At 70.3% G+C, this 25,931-nt stretch carries 26 protein-coding genes; 17 read left to right on the forward strand and 9 right to left on the reverse strand.

The features are described from left to right. Window positions 1-29: 29 nt before the first annotated feature. Both AB0M73_RS33600 and AB0M73_RS33605 read right to left on the reverse strand, forming a co-directional pair. Window positions 30-1,049, reverse strand: a complete 1,020-nt coding sequence (locus tag AB0M73_RS33600) for a class I mannose-6-phosphate isomerase (RefSeq protein ID WP_363899324.1) — start codon at window positions 1,047-1,049, stop codon at window positions 30-32. Then, window positions 1,046-2,029 carry a LacI family DNA-binding transcriptional regulator gene (locus tag AB0M73_RS33605; RefSeq protein WP_043722463.1) on the reverse strand — a complete coding sequence of 328 codons (984 nt, stop codon included), beginning with the start codon at window positions 2,027-2,029 and terminating at the stop codon, window positions 1,046-1,048. Before AB0M73_RS33605 ends, AB0M73_RS33600 begins: the two co-directional genes overlap by 4 nt. Window positions 2,030-2,384: 355 nt before the next feature. Here AB0M73_RS33605 and AB0M73_RS33610 point away from each other — a divergent pair, with 355 nt between their 5' ends. From AB0M73_RS33610 to AB0M73_RS33630, 5 genes are all read left to right on the forward strand, one after another. Beyond that, complete coding sequence (locus tag AB0M73_RS33610; RefSeq protein ID WP_363899327.1) at window positions 2,385-5,678, forward strand: GH92 family glycosyl hydrolase; 3,294 nt, start codon at window positions 2,385-2,387, stop codon at window positions 5,676-5,678. 152 nt (window positions 5,679-5,830) lie between these two features. Next, the gene (locus AB0M73_RS33615; protein WP_363899330.1) at window positions 5,831-7,141 is read left to right on the forward strand and encodes a DUF2786 domain-containing protein; all 1,311 of its coding nucleotides are present in this window, start codon (window positions 5,831-5,833) and stop codon (window positions 7,139-7,141) included. Window positions 7,142-7,598: 457 nt separating this feature from the next. Then, window positions 7,599-8,507, forward strand: coding sequence for an ABC transporter ATP-binding protein (locus AB0M73_RS33620; RefSeq protein ID WP_363899333.1), 909 nt, complete (start codon window positions 7,599-7,601; stop codon window positions 8,505-8,507). Next, window positions 8,504-9,550, forward strand: coding sequence for an ABC transporter permease (locus AB0M73_RS33625; RefSeq protein WP_043722469.1), 1,047 nt, complete (start codon window positions 8,504-8,506; stop codon window positions 9,548-9,550). Before AB0M73_RS33620 ends, AB0M73_RS33625 begins: the two co-directional genes overlap by 4 nt. A gap of 44 nt (window positions 9,551-9,594) precedes the next feature. Next, window positions 9,595-9,915 carry a DUF3817 domain-containing protein gene (locus AB0M73_RS33630; RefSeq protein WP_363899337.1) on the forward strand — a complete coding sequence of 107 codons (321 nt, stop codon included), beginning with the start codon at window positions 9,595-9,597 and terminating at the stop codon, window positions 9,913-9,915. A 2-nt stretch (window positions 9,916-9,917) separates the two neighbouring features. Here AB0M73_RS33630 and AB0M73_RS33635 read toward each other — a convergent pair whose 3' ends face one another. Continuing rightward, window positions 9,918-10,430 (reverse strand): hypothetical protein, encoded by a 513-nt coding sequence (locus AB0M73_RS33635; protein WP_363899340.1) that lies wholly within the window; start codon window positions 10,428-10,430, stop codon window positions 9,918-9,920. An 82-nt stretch (window positions 10,431-10,512) separates the two neighbouring features. After that, entirely contained in the window at window positions 10,513-11,016 is a 504-nt protein-coding gene (locus tag AB0M73_RS33640; protein WP_043722480.1) for a MarR family transcriptional regulator, read from the reverse strand. Between the two features lie 98 nt (window positions 11,017-11,114). Here AB0M73_RS33640 and AB0M73_RS33645 point away from each other — a divergent pair, with 98 nt between their 5' ends. From AB0M73_RS33645 to AB0M73_RS33655, 3 genes are read left to right on the forward strand one after another with little or no spacing between them, the layout of a single operon-like run. Beyond that, on the forward strand, window positions 11,115-11,411 hold the full coding sequence (locus AB0M73_RS33645; protein WP_043722482.1) for an MTH1187 family thiamine-binding protein: 297 nt from the start codon (window positions 11,115-11,117) through the stop codon (window positions 11,409-11,411). Next, on the forward strand, window positions 11,408-12,277 hold the full coding sequence (locus AB0M73_RS33650; RefSeq protein WP_043722483.1) for a hypothetical protein: 870 nt from the start codon (window positions 11,408-11,410) through the stop codon (window positions 12,275-12,277). The genes AB0M73_RS33645 and AB0M73_RS33650 overlap by 4 nt, the downstream gene beginning before the upstream one ends. Before the next feature lies 1 nt (window position 12,278). Next, window positions 12,279-12,629 (forward strand): nuclear transport factor 2 family protein, encoded by a 351-nt coding sequence (locus tag AB0M73_RS33655; RefSeq protein ID WP_363899345.1) that lies wholly within the window; start codon window positions 12,279-12,281, stop codon window positions 12,627-12,629. Between the two features lies 1 nt (window position 12,630). Here the strand turns inward: AB0M73_RS33655 and AB0M73_RS33660 are convergent, their stop codons facing one another. After that, complete coding sequence (locus tag AB0M73_RS33660; RefSeq protein ID WP_363899348.1) at window positions 12,631-13,953, reverse strand: MFS transporter; 1,323 nt, start codon at window positions 13,951-13,953, stop codon at window positions 12,631-12,633. A gap of 98 nt (window positions 13,954-14,051) precedes the next feature. Between AB0M73_RS33660 and AB0M73_RS33665 the strand changes: the two genes are divergently transcribed. Continuing rightward, window positions 14,052-15,020 carry a tetratricopeptide repeat protein gene (locus tag AB0M73_RS33665; protein WP_363899351.1) on the forward strand — a complete coding sequence of 323 codons (969 nt, stop codon included), beginning with the start codon at window positions 14,052-14,054 and terminating at the stop codon, window positions 15,018-15,020. A gap of 80 nt (window positions 15,021-15,100) precedes the next feature. Here the strand turns inward: AB0M73_RS33665 and AB0M73_RS33670 are convergent, their stop codons facing one another. Continuing rightward, the gene (locus tag AB0M73_RS33670; RefSeq protein ID WP_363899354.1) at window positions 15,101-16,093 is read right to left on the reverse strand and encodes a fibronectin type III domain-containing protein; all 993 of its coding nucleotides are present in this window, start codon (window positions 16,091-16,093) and stop codon (window positions 15,101-15,103) included. A gap of 206 nt (window positions 16,094-16,299) precedes the next feature. Here AB0M73_RS33670 and AB0M73_RS33675 point away from each other — a divergent pair, with 206 nt between their 5' ends. Together AB0M73_RS33675 and AB0M73_RS33680 are read left to right on the forward strand one after the other, a co-directional pair. Continuing rightward, a complete protein-coding gene (locus AB0M73_RS33675; protein ID WP_363899357.1) occupies window positions 16,300-17,475 on the forward strand; it encodes an ATP-binding protein in 1,176 nt (391 codons plus the stop codon). Further along, window positions 17,472-18,095, forward strand: coding sequence for a response regulator transcription factor (locus AB0M73_RS33680; protein ID WP_043722494.1), 624 nt, complete (start codon window positions 17,472-17,474; stop codon window positions 18,093-18,095). The genes AB0M73_RS33675 and AB0M73_RS33680 overlap by 4 nt, the downstream gene beginning before the upstream one ends. Here the strand turns inward: AB0M73_RS33680 and AB0M73_RS33685 are convergent, their stop codons facing one another. Further along, window positions 18,096-19,535, reverse strand: a complete 1,440-nt coding sequence (locus AB0M73_RS33685; protein ID WP_363899360.1) for a neutral zinc metallopeptidase — start codon at window positions 19,533-19,535, stop codon at window positions 18,096-18,098. A 235-nt stretch (window positions 19,536-19,770) separates the two neighbouring features. Here AB0M73_RS33685 and AB0M73_RS33690 point away from each other — a divergent pair, with 235 nt between their 5' ends. The 5 genes from AB0M73_RS33690 to AB0M73_RS33710 all read left to right on the forward strand — a co-directional run bounded on the left by AB0M73_RS33690 (window position 19,771) and on the right by AB0M73_RS33710 (window position 23,681). Continuing rightward, window positions 19,771-20,424, forward strand: coding sequence for a DUF6230 family protein (locus AB0M73_RS33690; RefSeq protein WP_363899363.1), 654 nt, complete (start codon window positions 19,771-19,773; stop codon window positions 20,422-20,424). 37 nt (window positions 20,425-20,461) lie between these two features. Then, on the forward strand, window positions 20,462-21,601 hold the full coding sequence (locus AB0M73_RS33695) for a DUF6114 domain-containing protein (RefSeq protein ID WP_363899366.1): 1,140 nt from the start codon (window positions 20,462-20,464) through the stop codon (window positions 21,599-21,601). Between the two features lie 32 nt (window positions 21,602-21,633). Further along, the gene (locus AB0M73_RS33700; RefSeq protein WP_363899369.1) at window positions 21,634-22,185 is read left to right on the forward strand and encodes a GntR family transcriptional regulator; all 552 of its coding nucleotides are present in this window, start codon (window positions 21,634-21,636) and stop codon (window positions 22,183-22,185) included. A 56-nt stretch (window positions 22,186-22,241) separates the two neighbouring features. Beyond that, window positions 22,242-22,766: a GNAT family N-acetyltransferase gene (locus AB0M73_RS33705; protein WP_363899372.1), complete on the forward strand. Its 525-nt coding sequence runs from the start codon at window positions 22,242-22,244 to the stop codon at window positions 22,764-22,766. A 249-nt stretch (window positions 22,767-23,015) separates the two neighbouring features. After that, window positions 23,016-23,681, forward strand: a complete 666-nt coding sequence (locus AB0M73_RS33710) for a DUF6597 domain-containing transcriptional factor (RefSeq protein WP_363899375.1) — start codon at window positions 23,016-23,018, stop codon at window positions 23,679-23,681. A 403-nt stretch (window positions 23,682-24,084) separates the two neighbouring features. Here the strand turns inward: AB0M73_RS33710 and AB0M73_RS33715 are convergent, their stop codons facing one another. Both AB0M73_RS33715 and AB0M73_RS33720 read right to left on the reverse strand, forming a co-directional pair. Then, entirely contained in the window at window positions 24,085-24,723 is a 639-nt protein-coding gene (locus AB0M73_RS33715; protein WP_363899378.1) for a TMEM175 family protein, read from the reverse strand. 22 nt (window positions 24,724-24,745) lie between these two features. Further along, window positions 24,746-25,264, reverse strand: coding sequence for a DUF6790 family protein (locus AB0M73_RS33720; RefSeq protein WP_363899381.1), 519 nt, complete (start codon window positions 25,262-25,264; stop codon window positions 24,746-24,748). Window positions 25,265-25,320: 56 nt separating this feature from the next. On the opposite strand from AB0M73_RS33720, the gene AB0M73_RS33725 reads away from it, so the two are divergent. Beyond that, entirely contained in the window at window positions 25,321-25,740 is a 420-nt protein-coding gene (locus AB0M73_RS33725) for a MarR family transcriptional regulator (protein ID WP_363899384.1), read from the forward strand. The last annotated feature ends 191 nt before the right edge of the window (window positions 25,741-25,931 follow it).

Genomic DNA, 25,931 nt, shown 5'->3' on the forward strand with positions numbered 1-25,931 from the left:
TGCGTTGAATGATTCGCCCGCAAGCTCGCTCATGCCCGCACCTCCGGGGGTAGACACCTCACCGCGACCAGACCACCGTCCAACTTGGACGATCCGGCGGCGTGCGGCAACACGAGGGTGTCGCCGCGGCGCAGCGCGACCGGGTCGCCGCCCTCGGTGTGCAGCCGGCCCTCGCCGTCCAGCACCACCAGGACCGCGAAGGACGGGTCCAGCTCGATGGGCGAGTCGGCGTGCAGCCGCTGGGCGCGGAAGAACTCGCTGCTGGGCAACAGGTCCACGATCGGGTCGTGGTCGTCCGCGGTGTGCTTGACGATCGTGTCCAGCCGCCTGCCGTCCCAGCCGGACAGGTCCAGCGCCTCCAGCGCGATCGTCTGGCCGAGGCCCAGGTGCCACGAGTCGGGGCCGTCCAGGAAGCCTTCCCACTCGATCGTGATGGAGAAGTCGGTCGGCTGCTGGAGCTCGACGATGAACACGCCCTCGCCGATCGCGTGCGGCAGGCCGGCCGGGATGAACACCGTGTCGCCGGCCTTGACCGGGATCGCGTTCAACGCGTCCAGCATGGCCGCGCGGTCCTGCACGGTCACCCAGTTGTCGACCACCGCCGCGTCGGCGTCGGCCTTGAATCCGATGTGGACGGTCGGGCTCGGCCCGCTGGTGCCGACCACGATCCACGCCTCGGTCTTGCCGTGACGGCAGGACAGGTGGTCGGACGCGAAGGCGTCGGACGGGTGGTAGTGCACCGGCAGCCGCTGGCCCGCGTCCAACAGCTTGACCAACAGCGCCGTGTCCGCCCCGTACTCGGCGGCGTGCGCCGCGCCCAGCCACGCCGTCGGGTCCGCGGCCACGGCGTCACGCAGCAGCGTGCCGTCGGGCAGCGGCGACAGGCCGGCCTCCTTGCCGAACTGGGTGGTGATCGAGCCCACCCAGTCCTCGGGGCCGAACTCGGCCGTCGCCGGCATGCCGCGCAGGTCGGCGATCGCCGCGCCGCCCCGGTAGAACTGCCGGGGCTGGTTGGCGGCCAGCCGGACGGGCCGCATGTTCTCGCTCAAGGTCGCTTTTCTCCTGATCCACGGGGTACCAAACGCACCGGAAGCACCACCCGCCGCGGCGGGGAGGTGTCCCCGTCCAGGCGGGAGAACAGCAGTTCGGCGGCGGCCTTGCCGATCGCGCTGGCGTCGTGCGCGATCACGGTGACGGGCGGGTCGAGCAGGTCGGCCAGCTCGAAGTCGTCGAAGCCGACCAGGGCCGGACGTTGCGGCCGGCCGGCCAGCACGCGCAGCAGGTGCACGGTGATCCGGTTGTTGCCGGCCACCACGGCGGTCGCCGGCTGGCGGTGCTCGCCGATGCGGCGCAGCACCTCGGCGATGCCCCGCTCGTCGTGCGGACCCATGGCGACCAGGTCCTCGTCGTAGCGGATGCCGGCGCGCACGCAGCCCTCGCGGAAGCCGCGCAGGCGCTCGTTGGCGGTGAAGATGTCCGGGGCGTCGCCGAGGAAGGCGATGCGGTTGTGGCCGTGGGCGGCGAGGTGGCGCACGGCCAGCACGGTGCCGCCGATGTTGTCCACCAGCACGGTGTCGGCCACGACGTCGCCGGCGGGCCGGTCGAGGAACACCACGGGCATGCCGGCGCGCATCTCGGGCACCAGGTAGCCGTGCTGCATGCCGGCCGGCACCACGAGCATGCCGTCCACGCGGCGGGCGCAGAACTCCAGCGCCAGCTCACGCTCCCGGCCGGGGTCCTCGTCGGAGGAGCCGGTGAGGACCTGGCGCCCGTACTGGCGGGCGACCTCCTCGACAGCCCGGGTGATGCCGGAGTAGAAGGGATTGCCGACGTCCTCCAGCACCATGCCGATGGTGCCGGTGGACGAGCCGCGGCGCAGGTTGCGGGCGCCCAGGTTGCGCCGGAACCCGAGCTGGTCGATGGCCGCCAGCACGCGCTCGGCGGTGGCGGGGTGCACTCCCGGCTCGTCGTTGACGACCCGGGAGACCGTTTTGATGCTGACCCCGGCCAGGCGCGCCACGTCGCTCATGGTTGCGCGGCGGACCCGGCGGGGGCCGAGGCTCGACAACGTTGTCATGATGGCGCGATCTCACCGGATCCACACAGCTCTTGTCAATGGGTGTGAACCGGTCAAGTGGGCAGGGTGGGACATAACCGTGACGACCCCGTTTTCGCTGTTCACACTGTGAACGGGGGCTGTTGCTGCATACGGCGGACGCCCGTTGTCCGGAAGCGGACAGGCTGGCGGATGACGTCTTGACGCGGATCCAACACGCTCCGCAGTGTTGCCACCGGGTCGAGCGGACCTGCCGGGCGTCACGACAAGGTTGTCACGCCCGCCGCTCGACGAACGTGCGTTCGAGCCACGGGAGGCGACCGCCAAGATGTTCGGAGTCCCGAGACGGCGCCTGCGCGCCGCGGCCGTGATCGGCACAGCGCTGGCGATGGTGGTGTCACCCCTGGTGGCCACCACCGCGACGGCCGCGCCGACGCCGAAGGCGCAGGACCTGGCCCAATGGGTCGACCCCTACATCGGCACCCAGCCGGGTGACGCAGACATGGGCACGGGCGGCGGGGCCGCCAACACCTTCCCCGGCGCGGACGTGCCGTTCGGCATGGTGCAGTGGAGCCCGGACACCGTGACGCTGCAACACGGCGGGTACTACTACCAGGACAACCGGATCAAGGGTTTCAGCCTCACGCACCTGTCCGGCGCGGGCTGCGACACCTACCAGGACATCCCGTTCATGCCGGTCGTCGGCGACATCACCGACTCGCCCGCGGCCAACCCGATGAAGTACATCTCCACCTTCTCGCACAGCAACGAGAAGGTGACCGCCGGCTCGTACGGCGTGAGCCTGGACAACGGGGCCAAGGTCGAGCTGTCGGCCACCCAGCGCACCGGCGCCGGCCGCTTCACCTGGCCGGTCGGCCCGACCTCGACGCTGCTGGTCAACGTGTCCGGCTCGATCATGGGCACCGACGACGCCTCGGTCACCATCGGCAAGAACTACATCAGCGGTTACGCCGCCAGCGGCCACTTCTGCGGCGCCGACGACCACTACCGCGTGTACTTCTACGCCCAGTTCGACCAGAACTTCGCCAGCACCGGCACCTGGCACAACGGGGCCGTGACGCCGGGCAAGGACGCCGAGCGCGGCATGTCCCTGCCCAAGGCGCCAGTCACCAGCGCGCCCAACACGGCCACGCCGAAGTCGGCCAAGGCCAAGGCGGACGTCACCTCGCAGTCGGTGAAGCCCCAGGACACCACGGTGTCCGGGCCCGGCAGCGGCGCCTACGTCACCTTCGACAACACGAAGTCCCCGACCGTCAACGTGAAGGTCGGCGTCTCGTTCGTGTCGGTGGACGGCGCGAAGGCGAACATCAAGGCGGAGAACGCCACCAAGTCCTTCGACCAGGTCGCCGCCGCCGCGCGGGCGTCGTGGAACAGCCGGCTCAACCAGATCGCGGTGACCGGCGGCAGCAACGACCAGAAGACCATCTTCTACACCGCGCTGTACCACTCCCTGTTGCAGCCCAACGTGTTCTCCGACTCCGACGGGCAGTATCCGGGCTTCGACGGCCAGATACACAAGGCCGCCAAGGGACACGCGATATACACCAACTTCTCCGGTTGGGACATATACCGATCCGAGGCGCAGCTACTCGCCTTATTGGCCCCTAGTGAGACCTCGGACATCGCCAACTCGATGGTGCAGTTCGCCGCACAGGGCGGGTCCTGGGACCGCTGGACGGTGGCCAACGACTACACCGGCGTCATGAACGGCGACCCGTACCACATCATCGTGTCCACGGCCTATGCCTTCGGCGCCAAGAACTTCGACGCCAACCAGGCGTTGCTGCTGATGGAACGCGGTGCCTCGCAGCCCACCGTCGGCTACGAGGAGCGGCCGGGCCTGGCCAACTACCTCAAGCTCGGCTACGTGCCCGGCGTCGCCTCCGACACGCTGGAGTACACCAGCGCCGACTTCTCCATCGCGCAGCTGGCCCGCCGCCTGGGCGACTCGGCCACGTACAACACGTTCATCAAGCGGGCCCAGAACTGGCAGAACCTGTACAACCCGGCCACCGGCTACCTCCAGCCGCGCAGCGCCAACGGCTCGTTCGGCAGCCCGTTCAACCCGGCCGACCCCGGCGGCTACACCGAGGGCAACGGCGCGCAGTACACGTGGATGGTGCCGTACAACTACAGCGGCCTGATCACGGCGCTGGGCGGCAACGACGCCGTGAACAAGCGGCTGGACGAGTTCTTCACCAAGCTGAACGCCGGCACCAGCGACCCACACGCCTTCCTGGGCAACGAGCCCACGCTGGAGACGCCGTGGATCTACGACTACACCGGCCAGCCGTACAAGGCGCAGGCGCTGGTCAACAACATCCGCCAGCAGATCTGGAAGGCCGGGCCCAACGGCCTGGTCGGCAACGACGACCTCGGCGAGATGTCGTCCTGGTACGTGTGGGCCTCCCTCGGCCTGTACCCGGAGACCCCGGGCCGCGCCGAGCTGACCCTGAACACGCCGGAGTTCACCGGCGCCGTGATCACCCGTCCCGGCGGCCAGAAGATCACCATCAACGCCCCCGGCGCCTCGACGTCGACGCCGTACATCGACTCGCTGAAGCTCAACGGCCAGACGTGGAACAAGCCGTGGCTGCCCGAGTCGTTCGTGAACACCGGTGGCACGCTGGACTTCGCGCTGTCGTCCACGCCCAACACCAGCTGGGGTTCGGCGCACGCCGACGCTCCGCCGTCGTTCACCGACGGCGCCGTCAACCAGAGCACCTTCGTCGACCCGTCCCGGCTCGTCGCCCCCGCGGGCGGCACCGCCACGGCAAACGTTGGTGTGCAGGACCTTTCCGGTCAGGGCACCACCGCGCACTGGACCGCCACCGCGCCGGCCGGTCTGACCATCACGCCGTCCTCCGGTGACCTCACCACCGACCCCGGCGGCAAGGCCAGCGCCCCGGTCACCGTGACAGTCGCCGCCGGCACGGCCGAGGGCACATACAACATTCCCATCTCGTACACCGTCGGCGGCAAGGCCATCAACGGCTCCACCCTGGCCGTCCTGGTCGCCCAGCCCGGCAGCCTTCGGGCCGCCTTCAACAACATCGGCACCTCGCCCGACGACAACCAGCAGATCGGCAACTACGACGGCGGCGGCTGGAGCTACTCCCGCAACGCCCTGGCGGCCAAGGGCGTCAACCCCGGCTCCACCGTCACCGACTCCGACGGCCTGAAGTTCCTGTGGCCCAACGTTCCGGTCGGTGAGATGGACAACGTCAACGCCGGTGGGGAGACCATCAACGTCGACGCGCCCGCCGGGGCGACCCAGCTGGCCCTGCTCGGCAGCGCCGGCAACGGCAACGCCTCGGGCACCATGGTGATCACCTACACCGACGGCACCACCCAGAACGCCTCCGTCGGCTTGTCCGACTGGGCCCTCGGTGGTGGCGGGGCGCCGGTGGCGTACAACAACCGCACCGTCGTCTCCATGCCCTACCGCAACGCCGGCGGCGGCACCTCCCAGCAGCTCAACGTCTACCTGTTCGCCACCGCCCCGGTCGCCCTGACCGCCGGCAAGCAGGTCAAGTCCATCACGCTGCCCAGCACCGTCCAGGGCGGCACCTTCCACGTGTTCAGCATCGCCACCGGCTGAGCACGCCCAGAACGCTCACGAAGGACGTGGCGGCGGCTTCGTGAGTGACCCGAGGCGGGTCGTTCCCCGGCAATCCGGCGGAACGGCCCGCCTCACCATGTCGGGGCTCCCCGGTACTGTCCTGTCCTGCGGCGAGAACAGGAGAGGAACCGGTGGGCACTCGCAACAGGGAACGGCGCGCGGCGAAGAAGAAGGCGCGCGATCGCCGTTCCCCGCATGAACACCGCGCGGATTTCGACGCCGACCCGTACGCCCCGCCACCGGCCGAAGTCGTGGGGAATTCGGTGCTCGACGCCGCTTACCGCCACGCCGGCGGCGACCCCGAGGCGCTCGCCGACTGCGTCACCTGGTTGCGAGGCCGGCCCGTCCGGGTCGCGGACACCGGCGTGGAGATGGCGTTGCTGCACACCGTGAGCCACATGTGGCGGGTCGGCTGGCTGCCGTACGACATCGTTCGACACCTCGGCAAGCAGCTGGGAGAGCCGGCCGTCGAGCTCGTCACCGACGTGATCGCCACCGATGCCGCGCAGTACGCCGAGGCCACCGTGCACGAGCGTTGGCGGGAGCAGCTGCGGCAGATCGACGCCGCGATCTGGTGGGATTCGAGCAACCCGCACCTGAGCCAGTGGATCGAGCGGCGCGCAGTCAGCCGAGGCGACGCCCTGACGTTGGTCCTCACCGTGATCGCGACGATCATGATGTGGCCGGAGTTGCCGATGATCCTGCCGCCTCCCGGCGCCGCTCGGGCCGCCACGGCGCCGGCGCGGCACGGTGTCGACCCGAAGATCCTGGCCCGGGTCCGCGGCCTGCTGGCCAAGGCCGAGTCGACCGAGTTCGCCGAGGAGGCCGAGGCGCTCTCGGCCAAGGCACAGGAGCTGATGAACCGGCACGCCGTCGAGCGGGCCATGCTCGACGCCGAGGAGCACGTGCCGCAGGTCGCGACCGCGCGCCGGATCTGGCTGGACAGCCCGTACGTCGCCGCCAAAGCGCAGCTGGTGGGCGTGGTCGCCGGCGCCAACCGGTGCCGCACGGTCATTCACGAGAAGATCGGGTTCGTCGCGCTGATGGGCGACGAGATGGACCTGGAGATCACCGAGCTGCTCGCCACCTCCCTGCTGTTGCAGGCCACCCGCGCCCTCGTGGCCGCCGGGCGGGCCGAACAGGCCCGGATCCGCTCGTACCGGCAGTCCTTCCTGATGGCCTATGCCCATCGCGTCGGCGAGCGGCTGGCCGAGGTCACCGAGTCGGCCGTGTCGGAGCACGACGACCGGCTGCTGCCGGTGCTCGTGGACCGCCGCAAGGCCGTCGACGAGCTGGTCGACACGCTGTATCCGGCGACCAGGGTCAAGTCGTACTCGGCGAGCAACGCCGCCGGCTGGGGCGCCGGCCGCGCCGCCGCCGACCACGCCGACCTCGGCCTGGACCGGAAGGGGTTGCCGGGTTCGCAGCCAGTGGTGCCATGACCTGACCGGCCCGTCGTTTCCGCCGCTGGCCAGGACGCCGCCGTCCGGGCTGAAGGCGACCGCGGGCCGCGCCACCGCCTGATCATCGAAGCCTGAGCGAAACCGCCATTTTTGTCGCTACGTGAGTGGCTCATTTTCGCTCGGAGGTCACGTGAGCCACTCACGTAGGAAAAGAGGGGGCTACTGGCCAGGCAGTTCGTCGATGGATTTCGGCAGCAGGTACGCCGCCGGGCCGGCTGAACCACGGCACGGCCAGAGGAGCAGTGCCGTGCGCCGGCCGGTCATGCCACCTGCCATGCGAAAACGACGTGCTGTTCCCAATCGGTAGCGCACGGTGGGCCGACCCTACTGCGAGAACCCGGCAGTGCACCCGATCGGTCTAATGGGGACCCTGACAAATCTCCGGTCTTGCCGGGAACTCCCGCCGTCCGCACCGGGGCGACCTACCGTTCGCCCCATGAGCAAGGGGAACACGATCGTCGCCGAGGGGCTGCGCAAGCGGTACGGCGACCTGTGGGCGGTCGACGGGGTGTCGTTCACCGTTGGCGAGGGGGAGTTCTTCGGGATCCTCGGACCGAACGGGGCGGGCAAGACGACCACCCTGGAGATCATCGAGGGCCTGCGCAAGCCCGACGAGGGCAGTGTGCGGCTGTTCGGCGAGGAGCCGTGGCCGCGCAACCCGAAGCTGCTGCCGCGTATCGGGGTGCAGCTGCAGGCGTCGTCGTTCTTCGAGAAGCTGACGGCCCGGGAGCAGCTGGAGACGTTCGCCTCGCTGTACGGGGTGAGCACGGGCACGGCCGCCGACATGCTGGAGCTGGTCGGCCTGACCGACAAGGCGGACACCAGGGAGAACAAGCTGTCGGGCGGGCAGCGGCAGCGGCTGTCGATCGCCTGCGCGCTGGCCCACGACCCGGACATCGTGTTCCTCGACGAGCCGACGGCGGCGCTGGACCCGCAGGCCCGGCGCAACCTGTGGGACGTGCTGCGGGCGATCAAGGACCGCGGCAAGACCATCGTCTACACCACGCACTACCTGGACGAGGCCGAGATCCTGTGCGACCGCACGGCGATCATGGACAAGGGCAGGATCCTGGCCATGGAGGCGCCGGCGACGCTGGTGCGGGGCCTGGACGCGCCGACGCACGTGATGATCGAACGCGGCATCATCGCGCTGGAGGACGCGAAGAGCCTTGCCGGCGTTGAGGAAGCCGGCGACGATGGCGTCTCGCTGCGACTGTCCACTCGACACCCGGGCAAGCTGCTGTCCACTTTGGCCGAACGCGGCGCCCTGGAGGGCCTCCAGGTCCGCGGCGCGACGCTGGAGGACGTGTTTCTGGAGCTGACCGGAAGGGAGTACCGGGCATGACCGCGTTCAAGAGCCTGTCGGTGGCCATGTTCAAGGGCTTCTTCCGCGAACGGGTGGCGCTGTTCTTCACCTTCCTGATGCCGCTGATGTTCCTGGTCATCTTCGGCCTGATCTTCGGCGGCGCCTCCTCCAGCAAGACGAAGATCGACGTCGTCGGCGACGGCCCGGTGCTGACCGCCCTGAACAGCACCGGCATCGTGGAGTTCCAGCGCGTCGACTCGTTCGACACGGCCGTGCAGGCGGTCAGGAGCGGCGACGTGCCGGCGGCGATCTCCGTGCAGGGCAACAAGGTCGAGCTCCGCTACGCCGCGAGCGACAGCGTGCAGGCCGGCACCGTGCAGGCGGTCATCCGCTCGGTGGTCGACGCCGTCAACATCAAGGCCAGCGGCAAGCCGCCGACCGTGACGCTGAACTCTCAGCAGGTGGAGGACTCGTCGCTGAGCGCGATCCAGTACCTCACACCCGGCATCCTGTCCTGGGGCCTGGCCACCTCGGCGATCTTCGGCTCCGCGCTGACGCTGGTGAACTGGCGCAAGAAGCAGGTGCTGCGGCGAATCCGGCTGGCCCCGGTCAGCACCGGCACGGTGATCTCCTCCCGGCTGCTGGTGACCATCGGAACCTCGGTGCTGCAAGCGATCCTGTTCGTCGCGGTGGCGATGACGCCGGTGTTCGGGCTGAAACTGGCCGGCCAGTGGTGGCTGGCCCTGCCGCTGCTGGTCCTGGGCTCGCTGTCGTTCTTCTCCATCGGCGTGCTGGTCGGCTCGATCGCCAAGTCCGAGGAGGCGGCGACCGGCATCACCAACGTCATCGTGCTGCCGATGGCCTTCCTGTCCGGCACGTTCTTCCCGTTGCAGAACGCCCCGCAGTGGCTGCAGACCGTCTCGGAAGTGTTGCCGCTGCGGCATCTCAACGATGGCATGGTCGACGTTCTGGTGCGCGGCAAGGGAATCGAGGCGCTGGGTGTGCCGGCGCTGGTGCTGCTGGCCTTCACCATCGTGGTCGGGTTCGCGGCCTCGCGGGTGTTCAGCTGGGAGGACAGCTAGGCCCGGCCGGGGCGTGAGCCCGCTCACGCCCCACACTGGGAGCCATGTTCGACACTCCGTCAGGCCGGTTCCGTGCCGTCGCGGTGGCCGAGGCGATCTCCTGGGCCGGCCTGCTGATCGGCATGTTCTTCAAGTACGTCATGGGCAATGAGATCGGCGTGCACATCTTCGGCCCGGTGCACGGCGTCGTGTTCATCGCGTACGTGGTGCTCTCGCTGTTGGCTCGGCGCGCCCTGAACTGGGACAACCGGACCACCGCGTTGGCGCTGATCGCGAGCATCCCGCCGTTCGGCTCGGTGGTGTTCGAGCGGTGGGCGGCCCGCACCGGGCGGCTGGCCCAGCGGGCGGTCGCGATCAGCGCCTGACCTCAGCCGACAAGATCGGTCGCGGTGAAGCCGCCGCCGGTCTGCGGCGCGCCGACCGGCTTGGTCGGGACCTGGGCCTTGGGCAGCACGGTGAAGGTGGCGGTGACCTTGCCGGGGCCGCTGGGCGTCTTGTACCGCTCGTCCTGGCACGTCAGGGTGACCGGGTAGCTGCCCGGCTTGACGTCCCGCACCTTCGCCGAGAACTGCGTCGTGTTCCAGCTCGGGTCCTGCGGGTCGCCGGCCACCAGGCCGCCGTTGTCGAAGTCGATGTCGAGGGCGGCGGTGCTGAAGCTCGGGTTGGAGCACCGAGCGTTGATGGTCACCGTGGCGCCCGCACGGCCGGACTTCGGCGTGAGGAAGAGCGCGAGCGGGTGGCTCGGCTTGGTCGGTGAAGTCGTGGTCGTGGTGGTCGTCGGCGTGGTGGTCGACGTGGTCGCCATCGCCACCGGCGCCAGCAGCATGCCGGCGACTCCCAGCGCGGCCATGGCCCCGATGAAGGCAGTCCTCTGTCCCATGATGAATCCCCCTACAGTGAGCGGCTTTCTCTGTGCTCAGGGGACGTTCGCCGCGGAGTTGAGGTTGCCACGCGTGCGGAAATCAGCCGTCGAAGTCGCCGGCGGCCTTGCGCACCTTGGCCAGCAGGTCGGTGAGCTGCTCGGTCTGGCGCTCGGTCAGGCCCTTGAGCCCGAGGTTCACCTCGGACACCGCGGCGGTGGCCGCCTCGCACAGCTCGCGGCCGGCGGCGCAGATCTCGACCAGGGTGGTCCGCCGATCCGACGGGTGCGGCGTCCGCTTGACCAGGCCGTCGGCCTCCAGCCGGTCCACGATGTTGGTGACGCTGGTCGGGTGCAGCTGCAGCCGCTCGCCCATCACCCGCATCGGCAGGCTGCCCCGCCGCGAGAAGGTCAGCAGCACCAAGGCCTCGAACCGGGCGAAGGTCAGCCCGTGCGGCCGCAGCGCCGCGTCCACCGTGGACTGGAGGATCTGCTGCACCCGCATGACGCTGGTGACCGCGGCCATCGCGCCCGACGGGCCCACCCGCTCCTCCCACGTGCCCGCGGCGCGGGCGATCGGGTCGAACGGCAACGGTTGGGTGGCCACGGCTGTCGACGCTAGCAGTTCACGCGTCGGTGATCACGGGTTGTTGCCGGCGCGACCCGCAGCGGGTTGACTGGCCGGCATCCAGACAGGGAGGGCCGATGCTGGTCGCGTTCAGTGTGTCGCCGCTCGGCGGCGAGTCCGACAGCGTTGCCGAGGCGGTCGCCGACGCCGTGCGGGTGGTGCGGGAATCGGGTCTGCCCAACGAGACCACCAGCATGTTCACCACCATCGAGGGCGACGACTGGGACGAGCTGATGGACGTCGTGAAGCGCGCGGTGAAGGCCGTGCAGGCCCATGCGCCGCGGGTGTCGCTGGTGCTCAAGGCCGACATCCGGCCCGGGCACACCGATCAGCTGCACGCCAAGGTGGAACGGGTGGAGAACTACCTGTCATGAGCGCGCGGCGGATGTGGACGCTGTACGAGCCCTACCACGGTGTCACCTACTTCGCGCCGGAGGCGCGCGCCGAGACCGATGCCCTCGGCTGCCGTGGCGGCTGGATGGGCTACTTCGGCCTGCGCGCCGCGGCGCTCGGGGCCGTGCCGGCCGAGGTTGTCGCCGCCACCTTCTACAACTTCAAGCTGAGCCGGGTCGCCCGCGCGGTTCCCGCCACGTGGGCCGTCGCCACCCCGGCCCGGTTCCTGGAGGCCCGACTGGCCGGCGTCGACGCCGGGCTGCGCGCGATTCTCGGTGACGACGTCGTCGGCGACGACATGATCGAGGCCTCCCAGCTGGCCCAGCGGGCCGCCCTGGCCGCTCCCATCGCCGGCCGGCCGCTGGCCGCCGCCAATGCCGCGCTGCCGTGGCCCGACGCGCCGCATCTCGTGTTGTGGCACGCCACCACCGTCCTGCGCGAGTCCCGAGGCGACGGCCATGTCGCCGCCCTGGTCGCCGGCGGGCTCGATCCCGTCGAGACGCTCGTGGCGTTCTCCGCCGACCGTGACGTCTCCGACCAGGCCGGCTGGGAGGCCTGGCGCGGCTGGACCGCCGAGGACTGGGCCGCCGCCCAACGCCGTCTGCGGGAGCGTGGGTTGCTGGACAAGGAGAACCGCATCACCGCCGACGGCTCGCGGGCCCGGCACGACGTCGAGACCCGCACCGACGCCGCCGCCGAGCTGCCGTGGGAGGTGCTGGGCAAGGCCGGCACCGAGCGCCTGGCCGTGCTGCTGACCGGTTTCCTGCGCCGGATCGTCGCCGCCGGCGTGGGCGTGGTCAAGCCGCATCCGATGGGCCTCGACCTGGCCCGCATCGTCGAGGAGTGACGTGGATCGCGCTTTCGCCGAGAAGTTCGCCGCCGAGTGGGCCGACGCGTGGAACGTCCACGACCTCGACCGCCTGCTGAGCCATTTCGCCGACGACGTCGTGTGGAGCTCGCCCGTGGTCGTCACGTTCAACGGCGAGGAATCCGGGACCCTGCACGGCAAGGCCGCCGTCCGGGATTACTACGCCACCGGCCTGCGCCGGATCCCCGACCTGCGCTTCGAGGTCCTCAGCGTGCGGGTGGGCATGGCCGTGATGGTGATCAACTACCGGAACCAGGACGGCCGCGAGGTCAGCGAGGTGTTGGTGCTGCGGGACGGCCTGGTGGTGGAGGGCCACGGCACCTACGCCTAGGTCAGGGGGAGATCTCCTCCAGGGTCCGCCCCCGGGTCTCCTCCGCGAAGAACGCCGTCGTCGCGGCGGCCAGCATCGCCGCGCCCAACACGGCGAACGCGGCCGGCAGCCCGAGGTTCGCGGCGAAGGCGCCGACGACCAGGGGCCCGGCGATCACGCCGATGCGGTTCCACACGCCGCCGAGGCTGGCCCCGGCGGCCCGCATGGGCGTGGGATAGAGCTCCGGCGCGTACAGGTACAGCCCGAGGTTGACGGCGAACACGAACAGCGCCCCGACGGCGGACAAAGCCAGCAGCTCCAACGCCGATCCAGCCCCCGACGCCGCCAACACCCCGAAGGTCACCGCGGCCAGGGCGCTGCCGCCGGCCAGGCAGGCCCGCCGTCCGATGCGGTCCACCAACAGGGCCACGGCGATGGCCCCGAGCAGGCCGGCGACCGACGTGGCGACGCTGTAGGCCAACGCGGTGGACACCGGCAGCGCGAACACGTCGGTGTAGATGGTCGGCAGCCAGCTCGCGATGCCGTAGTTGGCGAAGTAGCTGAGCAGCCACAGCAGCCCGACGATCACGGTCCGCCGCAGGTAGCGCCGCCGCACGGACGGGGCCCGCGTGATGGCCACGACCGGCGGCAGCGGACGCCCCGTGGAGCGCTGCACGGCCCGTTCGATCCGCTCCATCACGCCCACGGCCCGCTCGCCACGCCCGGACGCCGCCAGCCACCGCGGCGACTCCGGCACCATGCGCAGGATCGGCCCCACGAGCAGCGCCGGCAGCACGCCGATGCCGTACACCCAGCGCCAGCCCAGCACGGGCACCACCCACGCGGCCACGATGGCCACGGCGGTCAGCCCGGCCGGGAACACCAGCTCGTACAGCAGCACGAACCGCCCGCGCCGGTCGGACTGCGCCAGCTCGCCGATGTACGTCGCCGCGGCCGGCACCTCGCCGCCGATGCCGACGCCCTGGACGAACCGCAGCACCAGGAACCACACGAACCCGGGCGAGATGGCCAGCCCCACGCACGACAGGGCGGTCACCGACAGCGCCAGCACGACCACGTTGACCCGGCCGATCCGGTCGGCGACCACCCCTGACACCAGGGCGCCGAGCAGCATGCCGACCGAGCCGCTGGTGATGGCCAGCGCCTGCTGGCCGGTGCTCAGGCCCCACTCCGCGCTCAGCGACGGCAGCGTGTAGGCGATGGCCAGCTGGTCGAAGCCCTCGAAGAAGGTGACGACGCCGATCAGCCAGCGAACCCGCAGGTGCCAACCCGAATCGGGCAGTCGCTCGAGTCGGGCGGGGACATCCTCCCCACCGGCCACCATGGCCACCCCCAGTGTCCCGACCGGTAACTATGGGTTCACAGTGTCCAGTCAGCCGGACTCGCGGGCAACCGTCGGCCGGTTCGTGCCAGGATGGAACCGTGACAAGGCCAAACCCCCGCCAGAGCGCAGCTCTGTCCGCGGCGCTGTCCGGCGCCGTCGATCTGTCCGGCCTGAAGGCGAAGGCCGACGCGACGACCAGGGCGCCGGCCGCACCGGCCGCGGGCGGACCGCCGGCCGCGGCGGCGCCCGCGGGTGAGTTCGTCATCGCCGTCAGCGAGGCCAGCTTCCAGGACGACGTGGTCGAGCGGTCCATGCAGGTCCCGGTCATCGTGGACCTGTGGGCCGAGTGGTGCGGGCCGTGCAAGCAGCTGTCCCCGCTGCTGGAGCGCCTGGCCCAGGCCGCGGGCGGCGCCTGGATCCTGGCCACCGTCGACGTGGACGCCAACCCGCGCATCGCTCAGCTGTTCGGCGTGCAGTCCATCCCGACCGTGGTGGCCATCGCCGGCGGCCAGCCCATCGACGCCTTCGCCGGGGCGCTGCCCGAGCCGGAGATCCGCAAGTGGCTGGACTCCCTGCTGGACGCGCTGCGTGACAAGCTGCCCGGCATCGCGATCGCCGAGCAGGGCAACGCCGGCGCCGAGCCGTACGAGGAGCCCGAGGACCCGCGGTTCACCGCCGCCGAGGACGCCTTCGAGCAGGGCGACTACGCCGCCGCCGAGGCCGCCTACCAGGAGATTCTCGCCGCCGAGCCGGCCAACGCCGACGCCAAGGCCGCGCTGGCCCAGGTCCGCTTCATGGCGCGGGCCGAGGCCGCCGACCCGTCGTCGGTGGCCGCCGCCGACGCCGACCCGGACAACGTCGACGCCCAGCTCACCGCGGCCGACGCGCTGATCGCCGGCAACGACGTGGAGGCCGCCTTCGCCCGGCTGGTCGACACCGTGCGCCGCACCTTCGGCGACGACCGCGACCGGGTCCGCCAGCACCTCGTGGGCCTGTTCGAGCTGTTCCCGACGGACGACGCCCGCGTGGCCGCCGCCCGCCGCAGCCTGGCCAGCGCCCTGTACTGACACTCCGGCCTCATGCAGGGAAGGACGCCTTACCCTCGTTCAACGCGGGTAAGGCGTCCTTCCCTGCATCAGCGACACTGCTAGCCGCGGGCCTTCACGGCCACCGCGTTGGAGTTGGGCGTGCACTTGGAGCGGCCGAGGAAGTGCTTCTGGCACGCCTGGATCTGGAAGCCGTAGGTCATGCCCGGCTCTGGCCGGTCGAAGACGAAGTGGGTGCGGGCGGCCTCGACGCTGCGCACGCCGGGCCGCCCCACCACCCAGTAGGTGACGTTGTAGGCGTCGGCCCGCTGGAACTTCCAGTCCACCTGGAGGTTCCCGTCGCCGTCCTGCACGACGCTGGTCAGGTACGGCCGGTCCGGCACGTTGCAGTCGGCGGTGTTGAGCGTGGGCCGGTAGTTGTCGGCCGCCACCACCACCGGCTGGTCGGGCCGCTCCAGGATGTAGCCGTGGGTGAAGTTGACGTACCGGTTGCAGCCGTCGAACCGGTCGGTGTCGACGGGATCGCCGAGCAGTTGCCGGTAGTCGACCCACGCGTCGCGCATGGGCTGCGTCATGGTCGTCTGCCCGCCGACGGACGGGAACCAGAACTCGTAGTTGCCGTCCGCGCTCCGGATCCAGGTGATGTCGTCGGTGTGGCGGATGGGGCCGAGGACGCACATGTTGTTGGCGGCGTGGCCCTCGAACACCCCGGGGAAGTGCGGGTCGTACGGCCCGTAGCGCTGGCAGACGTACTCGCTGGACGCGGTGTCGGCGGCGGACTGGAGGAACGTCGACAGCGCGGCCACGGCCACCAGCAGCGCGCCGGTCAGGCGCAGCTTGCGGGCGACGACCGATGCCGGACGGGCGTGGGCGCCCTCGGCGCCGGCGATCTCCCGGGCCCACCGCGTCTGCCGCCACGCCATGAAGGCCGTCACGCCGAACGACAGCAGCACCGTGAGCAGCACGGCCACGGTGGCGTCGCCGAGCTCCGACAGCAGGCCGACCTCGGCCACCACGACCACGAGCAGCGCCGCCCCGGCGGCCAGCGCCGTGCGCGCGGCACGCCACCACCAAGGCGCCACCAGCACCTGCATGGCCCAGGCGCGACCGACTTCGTCGCCGAAACCGGTCCCACCGGTTCTCGCCCGTCGTAGCACGTCTCGACGGCCACGGAATCCGAGTTGCCACCAAGCAACCTGGACGCCGACTATGTCGACAAGGTCCCCCGCCCTCACGTGTATCCACGGTAGGGCCGGATGCTCCAAAGTAGTAGGGCAATCAGCGCGATGGGGGTCATCGCATGGCCGACGGTGGCGTGACGCGGGCCCACCCCGCGCCGATGCTGCTGATTCTCAGCTTCCGGTGGCTCACCGTCGGGTGGACCGCCGTCATAGCCCTGCTCAGCAACCAGGTGCTGGAGCAGCGCGCGGGCCTGGCCGTGGTGACCCTGGCCGCGATGCTCGGCTGGACCGCCTGGCTGACCGTGGCCGCCGTGCGCCGCACCGGCCGGGTGCTGACCGTCGACCTCCTGCTGGCCATTCTCGTGCTGCTCGTGTCCGGCTGGGTCGGGCCGCAGGGGCAGCTGCTCACCGACCACCCCACCTTCGCCGGTGCGTACCCGATGGCTGCCGTGGCCGCCTGGGCCACCGTCTACGGCGTGCGTGGCGGCGTGCTGGCCGGCCTCGCCGTCGCCCTGTGCCTACCCGTGGGCTACCACCTCAACGGCTCCTCCCTCTTCCTGGCCGGCTACCTGGACGGCGTGAGCCTGCTTGGTAGCGCGCTGTCGTACGTGGTGCTCGGTGGCGCGGTCGGCATCGCCACCGGCCAGTTCGAGCGCGTGTCGGTGCGCCTCGCCGAGGGCCGGGCCGTGGTCGCGAGTCTGCGCGAACGGGAACGGCTGGCCGCCCACATCCACGACGACGTGCTCCAGCGCCTCGGCCAGATCCGCAAGGACGGCGGCGACCTGGCCGACCGCGGCGGCGTCACCCGGACCGAGCTGCGGGCCCTCATGGCCGATGTGGGACGGCAGGAGGCCAGCCTGCGCCGGCTGGTGCTGGCCGAGGAGCCCGGCACGCCGTCCGGCACCCGATCCCTCGTCGAGGCCATCGCCGAGGTCGCCGACGGCTTCAGGCAGTGGCCCGTCCGCCTCGTCGACAGTGGCCACATTCCCGTGCCCGCCGACGTCGCCGCCGAGCTGGCGGCGGCCGTCAACGAGCTGCTCGGCAACGTCGTCAAGCACGCCGAGGCCGAACACGTGTGGATCTCGGTGCTGGACGACGGCGCCGTCATCACGGTCGACGTGCGCGACGACGGCGTCGGCTTCGCCTACGACGAGCCCGAACTGGCCGCGTCCGGCCGGCTCGGGCTCGCGGTCAGCGTCCGCGCCCGGCTGGAACGGCTGGGCGGCAACGTCATCATTCGGAGCCGACCCGGCCGGGGGACCGAGGTGCGGCTGGAACTGAGGAGCCCGCCATGACGTCCGTTTCCACTGTCCGTGTGCTCGTCGTCGAGGACCACCCGGTGACCAGGGCGGGCATCCGGTCCAGCCTGGACAGGCACCCCGGCGTCACCGTGGTCGGCGAGGCCGACAACGCCGCCATGGCCCTGCGGCTGCTGGACGTCGAACTCGTCCACGTCGTGCTGGTGGACCTGCGACTAGGCGACGAACAGGGCATGGACCTCATCGAGCATCTGGCCCGAACCCGGCCGCGGACCAGAGTGCTCGTGCTCTCACAGGCCTCGGCGGGCGAGGTGCTGGCGGCGATGAAGGCCGGCGCGCACGGCTACGTCAGCAAAGCGGCCACCACCGCCGAGCTCACGCACGCCGTGCTGGCCGTGATGGAGGGCCCGGTGCTGCCGCCGGAGCTCGCCGCGCGGCTGGTCGGCGAGTTCCAGCACCAGTCGTCGCTGACCGGCCGTGAGCGAGAGGTCCTCGGCTGCCTCGCCCGCGGCTACGACAACCGGGAGATCGCCGAGGAGCTCGGCGTGGCCGTGCGGACGGTCAACCGGCACCTGGAGAACATCCGGGAGAAGCTGGGCAGCCGCCGCCGTTCCGAGCTCATCCGGCTGGCCCGTGAGCTGGACGCCGCCGGCTGACTAGTCGAACTTCTGCATGCAGGTGGAGGCGCCCTGGAGGAAGCCGATCCGGAACGCCTCCACCCGCGAGAAGCCCGAGGCGGCCGCCTTTCCGTTGACGTCCGCGGCGATCAGGCTGTTGGTCGTGAGCAGCTCCGCCACCGCCTCGTCCAGGTCGCCGGCCGCCAGCGACAGGTCGTCGACGCCCTTTTTCATCGCCGCGCCCCAGTAGCCGACCAGGCAGGCCGTGCGCAGGCCCGTGTTGGCGTCGTCCAGCGGCAGGTTGTTGGACTTCTGCACCGACAGCACGTAGCGCGAGGCCACCTCGCCGAACGCCGCGAAGTCGCCGATGCCCTTGCCCTTCTTGGTGTGCGTGCCGATGATCTTCAGGCTGGCCAGGTCCATCGAGACCGTGTCGGTCGCCGGGCAGTAGGCCGTCGGCGTGGTCGCCTTGGCGTCGCTGCACGGCGCCGGCTTGTCCGTGCTGAGGGTCGGCTTCCCGCCGGTTCGCCCGAACACCTGGTCCAGGGTCCGGCCCATGCGCTGGAGGTTGCCCGTGGTGATCGGCACGTTGCCGTTCTGGGCCGCGTCGGTGTCGTCGCGGAAGGCCGTCTCCGTGATGCGGGCGTTGATCTCCGCCACGTCGATCTGGGCGCAGCGCTTGGGGCCGTCGGTGAAGCCGGTCTGGAACGCGAAGACCCGGTCGAAGGCGTTGCCGTGGGCCGACTGGCCCTTGAAGGAGTGGCCCGGCTGGTCGCGGACGAAAAAGGTCGTCGCCAGCACCGTGTTCAGCCCGTCGCCGGTGGACATCTGGAAATGCTTGGCTTTGTCCTCGGCCACGGCGCGCATGAAGGCACCGGCATAACAATCCGCTTGTTGCTCAAGGACAATACTGGGCGTCGCATTGTCGACTCCGGACAACGGGCCCAGCTGCGACTGCACCGCGTGGCCCATCTCGTGGGCCAGAACCATCGTCACCGCCAGCGGGCCGAAACTCTGCACCAGTCCCGGCAGCAGTTCCCCGCGGTCCCAGGAAACGCTGTTGTCGAGGTCGCAGTAGAAGGCGTTGACCACTCCCGCGGTGTCCTCGCGGCCGCCGCAGACGCGCAGGTTCGGGCCGGCCGAGTCGTACGAGGTGAGCTTGGACGCCGGCTTGAACTGCCGCCCGAACACCTTGGGCAGCTGCTCCTTCCAGTAATCGTCCACGTCGGACAGGGTGTTGAGGGCCAGCCGGTCCATCTCGCCGTGATCGCTGTCGGCCACCGCGAGCGTCGCGTCCGGCACATTCGGCCGGGGGCCGCTTGCGCCCGAGTTCACCGGTATGCCGCCGGCCGAGCCCGGATCCAGCTGCCCCAGCGGGCCCGCAGTTCCCGCCACCTTGGCCGAGCAGTTGCTCAGCAGCGTGATCGCGGCCGCCAGCGCCAGAACCGTCGACCCGATGCGCCGACCTGCCGTGCTCATTAGTGTGTTTCCCCTTGCCGCCCTTTGCTACGCCGCGAGCACCCTACTGGCGTAGCGGGCCGCCTGTCCGGCGGTTGGCGATGCGTTTCAGTCGTGATCGGAACGTGAAAATATCTCACCCTGGGGAGTGAATTCTGGGTTTCGACGACCCGTTCGCTTGTGCCGGCCTGTCAGGGGAGTGAGTCTCGTCACGAAGTTACCGACGGGTACTTCGCCTGTTGGAAGGGAGAAAGCCATGCGCGAAGCCGACGACGTCGAGTTCGGCGAGGAGGTCGAACCCGAGGTCGCCCCCGTCCGGGGTCGCACCCGGTGGCTGCGCTTCGCCGGCACGCTCGGCGTGGGTGGCGTGCTGGCCGGTGGCCTGCTCGTCGGCGTGGGCCAGGGCGCGTTCGCCGCCTCGTTCGCGGTGTCCGGCACCAGCTTCGAGGTCACCTCCACCCACCTGCACGGTGAGGGATTCGTCCAGTTCGGTGGCGTCGCGGCCAACGCCGACTCCGCGCACCCCGTGGCGGTCAACGCGTTCAAGAGCGCCGACCTGGACAACTTCTGCCAGTCCGTGTTCCTGCCCGACAACCCGCTCATCGGCGACCTCACGCTGCGGATCACCGCGGACGGGCCCAAGGGCATGCACGCCGACAACATGGTCGTCGACGTCGCGCAGGTGGACGGCGACTTCACCCTGCACACCCCGGACATCGGCGTGGACGCCAGCCAGGTCTCCACCGGTCCGGTCGGCGCGCAGGGCCGTGCCGGCGACTTCGGCATGCAGGCGCAGTCGATCGACATCAACAACTTGAAGCAGGTTGCCTGGGGCACGTCCGCGCAGACCATCTCCTTCAAGGGGATGAGTCTGCGCATCGTGGCCGGCAACAACCAGTGCATCAAGTAGGTCGATCACGCACGGTCGCGGCAGCACATTCCCCCGGGTGCTGCCGCTTCCGTGCATGGAAGGGAGTTTTGTCGTGGTCGGTTCCGTGATCGGCAGGGCCTGGCGTGCCTTCAACCGCTGGCGACGCAGTCGCCCGTTCTGGGCCGGGCTGTTCCTGCTCCTGTCGGGGCTGATCATCCTCTTCCCGCCCTTCGCGTCGCTGAAGCTGGGCTCCATGGCGATCGCCATCCAGACCATCGGCGGGCTGTCCGGGGCCCTCATCGGCGCCCTGCTCGTGGTGTGCGCCCTGACCATGTGGCTGCGGCCCCAGTTCCGGCTGGCCGCCGGCATCGCGTCGTTGATCCTGGCCCTGACCGCATTGATCACCACCAACCTCGGTGGCTTCCTGCTGGGCACCCTGTTCGGGCTGCTCGGCTCCGCGCTGGCCCTGTCGTGGACGCCCAAGACCCGCAAGCGCAAGGCCGCCAAGGCCGTTCCCCCGGCCGCCGTTGCCTTCGTGGTGCTGCTCGGCCTGACCGTGCACGGCGCCGGTCAGCCCAGCTACGCCTTCGCCGACCCCAGCACCTCTTCGGTCGCCACCTCCACCACGGCGGCGTCCACCACCGCTGGGTCCACCACCACGACCACCGTCGCGCCCACCTCCACGACGTCGCCGTCGTCGTCGAGCAGCGCGACGGCCACCTCCACCTCCACCACGGCGGCGACCAGCACCACCACCGCCACCCCGTCCCCGCCCGCCCTGCCGGCGGGGACGCGGGTGTGGACCTTGGAGTCCCCCTCCATCGCCATGTCCGGCTTGGCCTACAAGGGCATCGTCTCCACCGTCGTCGGCGGCAAGACCATCAAGGTCCTCAAGTTCACCGCCGACTCCATCAAGATCAAGAATCTGGTCCAGACCGCCGACCGCGGCGGCGGCCACAAGATCGTCACCACCGCCGCCCCCGGCTCCACCTCCACCATCACCGGCGGCGGAATCACCATGCTCACCGCCGAGATCAAGGGCACCGCCGTCGTCAGCATCCTCGGCATCCCCATCCGGCTGCCCATCGACTACACCGCCACCAGCCCGCCCCTGATCACCCCGGGCGAGGTCACCTTCGAGAACGTCGTCGTGACCAACACCGACCAGTCCGGCGGCACCCTCACCATCCCCGGTGCCAAGATCGTCGCCACCTGACCCTTCGGGCGGTCATCACTAAAATCGGGCTCGTGCCCGACTCGGATGCCTGGATCAGCGTCTCCACGCCGTACGTGAAGCCCCGCGACGCCGACGCACCCGACGCGTGGGCACAGGAAGCGGCCGACCATGGCCACGTCGGCACGCAGCGGCTTCTGCACGTAGGGGAGGTCATGCCTGCGCCACATGTTGCCGCCGCGCTTCACAGCTCGCCGACCGCGCCCGTGGTCGTACGTCGCCGGCTGGTCCTCCTCGACGACCAGCCGCTCGAGCTCGTCGATTCGTACTACCCGGCCGACATTGCTCGCGGCACCAGCCTGGCCGAGGCGCGGAAGATCCGCGGCGGCGCACCCACGCTCCTCGCCGAGCTGGGCCACGAGTTCCGCCATCTCGACGAGGACGTATCCGTGCGTTTGGCGAATGCTGAGGAAACCGAACTCCTTGCCCAGCAAGGGCCGACGCCCGTGCTTGTGTTGCGACGCACCAGCAGTGCCCGGAGTGGACGCCCGGTCGAGGTCAGCGTCATGACGATGCTTCCCGGGCGGCACCTGCGCTACCAGCTCACGATTGAGGCCGTGGAGTGACAAGCATTCCGATGGAGGGGGCGCCAGTACTGCGGCCGGCGACGCGAGCGGATGTGGTGGGGATTGCGGAGCTCATGCGGCGGTCGGTGCTGGAGGTGTTTCCCCGCTTCCACGACGAGCGGGAGACGGTCGCTGCCGCGCGGTATCTCACCGAGCCGGACCTGGCGCTGATCGACGACGGGACGTACTTCGTCGTCGACGTGGACGGGCAGTTGGTGGCCTGCGGGGGCTGGAGCAGGCGGAACAAGCTGTACACCGGGTCCGGTGACGCGCCGGGGGACGACCGCCGGCTGGATCCGGCGGTCGAGCCGGCGCGGGTGCGGGCGATGTTCGTACAGGGCGACCGGACCCGCCGCGGCCTTGGGCGGGCGATCCTCACCCGGTGCGTGGAGGCAGCCAAGGCCGAGGGATTTCGGTCGCTGGTTCTGATGGCCACCATGCCGGGCGTGCCGCTGTACCGATCTTTCGGCTTCCGTGACGTCCGGTGTTCCCAGGTGCCCCTGCCCAACGGCGTCGTCCTCGACGGCCTGTCGATGGAGTACTCGTTGTCCGGCAACGAACTGGCTGAGCACGCCACGTGAGCAGGTGATCGACCTGGCGACCTGGTGCGGCTGTCTGCAACGTACCGCGACGGCGTCGGCTGGATCGAGTACGGCAATCTGCGGCGCATGGCCCGCGGCGCGCTGGCGGACTGGGCGGCTCAGCTCGTGGGGGAATAACCCGCTCTCAAGTGCAACCCCGAGCTGCGCAAGCAGATGGAGGGTGTCTTCGGCGTGGGGGCGTGGCGCTGACAACGGAAACTGTCAGACCCCGGTGGCATGCTGGCGGGCGTGTACCGGGAGTGGGCGACCGGCGTGGCCGGGGCGGTGGGGTGGAGTCGTGTGGTGAAGGAGCCGCAGACGCATCGGATCCTGCCCGACGGGTGCCTGGACCTGATCTGGTCGGACGGACGGCTGCTGGTGGCCGGGCCGGACACGGTGGCGATGGAGATGCGGAGCCCGGCGGGGCGGGTGTATGCGGGGCTGAGGTTCCGGCCGGGGACGGGGCCGTCGGTGTTCGGGGTGCCGGCGAGTGAACTGAGGGACAGCAGGGTGGGGCTGGACGAGATCTGGCCGCGGCGGGTGGTGCGGGAGCTGACGGAGCGGGTGGGGGAGGCTCCGGACAAGGTCGGGGGGCTGCTGGCGATCGCACGGCCGCGGATCAGGGTGGACCCGGTGATGGATGCGGTGGTCGCGGGGATGCGGGAGGGGCGGCCGGTGGCGGCGGTGGCCGGGGGCGTGGGCCTGAGTGAGCGGCAGCTGCTGAGGAAGAGCCTGCATGCCTTCGGCTACGGACCGAAGACGCTGGCCCGGGTGCTGCGGATGGAAAAGGCGCTGGCGCTGGCGGCGCGAGGGGTGCCGCCAGCGACAGTGGCCGCCAGCGTGGGGTACGCGGATCAAGCGCATCTGTCGAGGGAAGTGAAGGCCCTGGCGGGAGTGCCGCTGACCAGGATGTGAAGGGGGAACGGAATGATCGACCGGGCGACGGTCACGGGGTGGTTGAAGGACGTCGAGGGGGACGAGCTCGACCAGGTGCTGGCCGAGGAGGGCTTCGGTCGTACGGCCAGAAGTGCGGGCTACAGCAGGAAAGTAGCGGCCGGCCGGCAGCTCCCGATGCCCCCTGATGCAGGGAAGGACGCCTTACCCGCGTTGAACGCAGGGAAGGACGCCTTACCTGCGTGCGGCCATGCAGGTAAGGCGTCCTTCCCTGCACAACGTGGGGAGGAGCGGCGGGCGTTCGAGGTGGCGTATGGCTGACCGGCCGGATCGGGGGCCGGAGGCCTATGGCCATCATCGGGATCCTGGGCTCGGCGGGCCTGCGGGCCTTCGACCCGGGCAACGAGTACGACCCGTACGGGATTCAGGTCGAGCTGCCCTGAGCCGCGCGCCGATCCGCGCGGTCGGACTGGATCATGCGGGCGACGGTGAGCACGACCGGGATGGCGAGCCAGCACACGAAAGCGTTGGTGGTGAAGAAGGAAACGGGGACGGACACGGCGAACACCGACGCCAGGCAGATGCTGCGCACGAGGATCGAGGAGAACACCTCCGGCGGGGCATCGCCGCGGTAGAGGCGTTCTCGCCGGATCTCCCGGATGATCAGCGCCAGGGTCGCCGAGGCCAGGACCTGCACGATGGCGTACAGGCTGAACCGCGGCGCGAACGCGCCCTCGGCGGTGATCACCCGGGTCGCGAACGGCATCACGACCTGCATGAACAGCCACACCAGGGTGACGCTGGTCAGGCGGGGGCTCACCGAGCCGACGTGGCGGAAGGTGTCGTGGTGGGCGCGCCAGTGGGCGGCGATCACCACGAAGCTGAGCACGAAGGCCAGGTACTCGCCGCGGTGGTCCAGCACCGAGGTCGCCATGGCGGTGACGGTGTCGCCGGTGGGGACGCGGAGATCCAACGCCAGCAGCGTGAGCGCGATGGCGATGACCGCGTCGACGAACATGGTGAGCCGGTCGGCGGAGGCCGAGCCGGATTCCTGGGTGGCCATGAGGAAAGCAGCTCCCGCGGTGTCAGACGGCGACGGCCGGCTGCGGCTGGGCGGCCAGGCGCTGGGCCCGCACGGCCAGGATGATCATGACGGCCGGAATGAGAATGTCGGTGACGAGGACGCCGCCGGTGTTGCCGGGGGCGTGGTCGCCGTTGGCGAACCACTGGTAGACGTGGCCGACCACGGCGCCCCAGAGGAACATGCCGCCGCCGAGCCCGATGGTGATGCGCTCACGGGGCGAGGCCGAGGCGGCGCGGAAGCCCATGACGGCCAGCCCGAGGTTGGCGAAGGCGATCTCGAACAGGAAGGGCGTCCGGTCGAAGCCGATGGCCGTGGCCATGACGTCCGGGAACGCGAGGAACGCCACCGTCATCCACAGGCTGCCGATGCCGAAGGCGCCGATCGCCCACCAGCGCTGCCAGATCTCCAGACGTTCCCCCGGCGAGGTGGCGCGGCGGGCCCGAACGTACGCGCCGACGGCCGGTGTCACGATCCAGACCAGGGGGAAGGCCGACTGGGCGAGGAAGCTCGTGTTGTCCATGGCCTGAGTCTTGCATGGTTAATATTAATCAGTCAACACTCGGGTATGCTCGCACCGTGGATGACGGACTGGGAGACCTGTTGCACCGCGTGGTGATGCTGCTGGGCGAGGCGGCCCGGCGGCGGACCGACGACCGTGACGGCCTGACCTACGGCCAGATACGCCTGCTGGGCACGCTGGAGGACATCGAGCCGGCGACCCAGCACCAGCTCGCCCAGGCCCTGTCGGTCTCCGACCCGGCGATCAGCCGCTCGCTGCGGCCGCTGGAGGCGGGTGGGCTGGTGCAGATCACCGTCGACCCCGACCATGCGCGGCGACGGCTCGTGCGTCTGACCGAGGCCGGCCGGAAAGCCTTCCACAGCGCCGGAAAACCGCTCTACGACGAGTTGCGCACCGGCCTCGTCGCCGCCGGCTTCCCGTACGAGCGCTACCTCGAGGACACCCTTCGGCTGGCCGAGATCCTCGAAGGCGCCTGACCCCGGGCAGTAGACGAGCCCGTCACCAGGGGGGAGGGGTGACGGGCTCGACTTCAGTCTACGCGTTCGACGCCCGGCTGCCGGAGCACATCCGCCGGTGTCGGCGCGATTTTGTCGCCGTTTTGTCGACCCTGCCGGCCGCCGCCGGGCAAAAAGGCAGGTGGGAACGGGTGTGGCGGACCGGGGCGCGG

The sequence above is a fragment of the Kutzneria sp. NPDC051319 genome, assembly GCF_040682195.1.
GTDB lineage: Bacteria > Actinomycetota > Actinomycetes > Mycobacteriales > Pseudonocardiaceae > Kutzneria.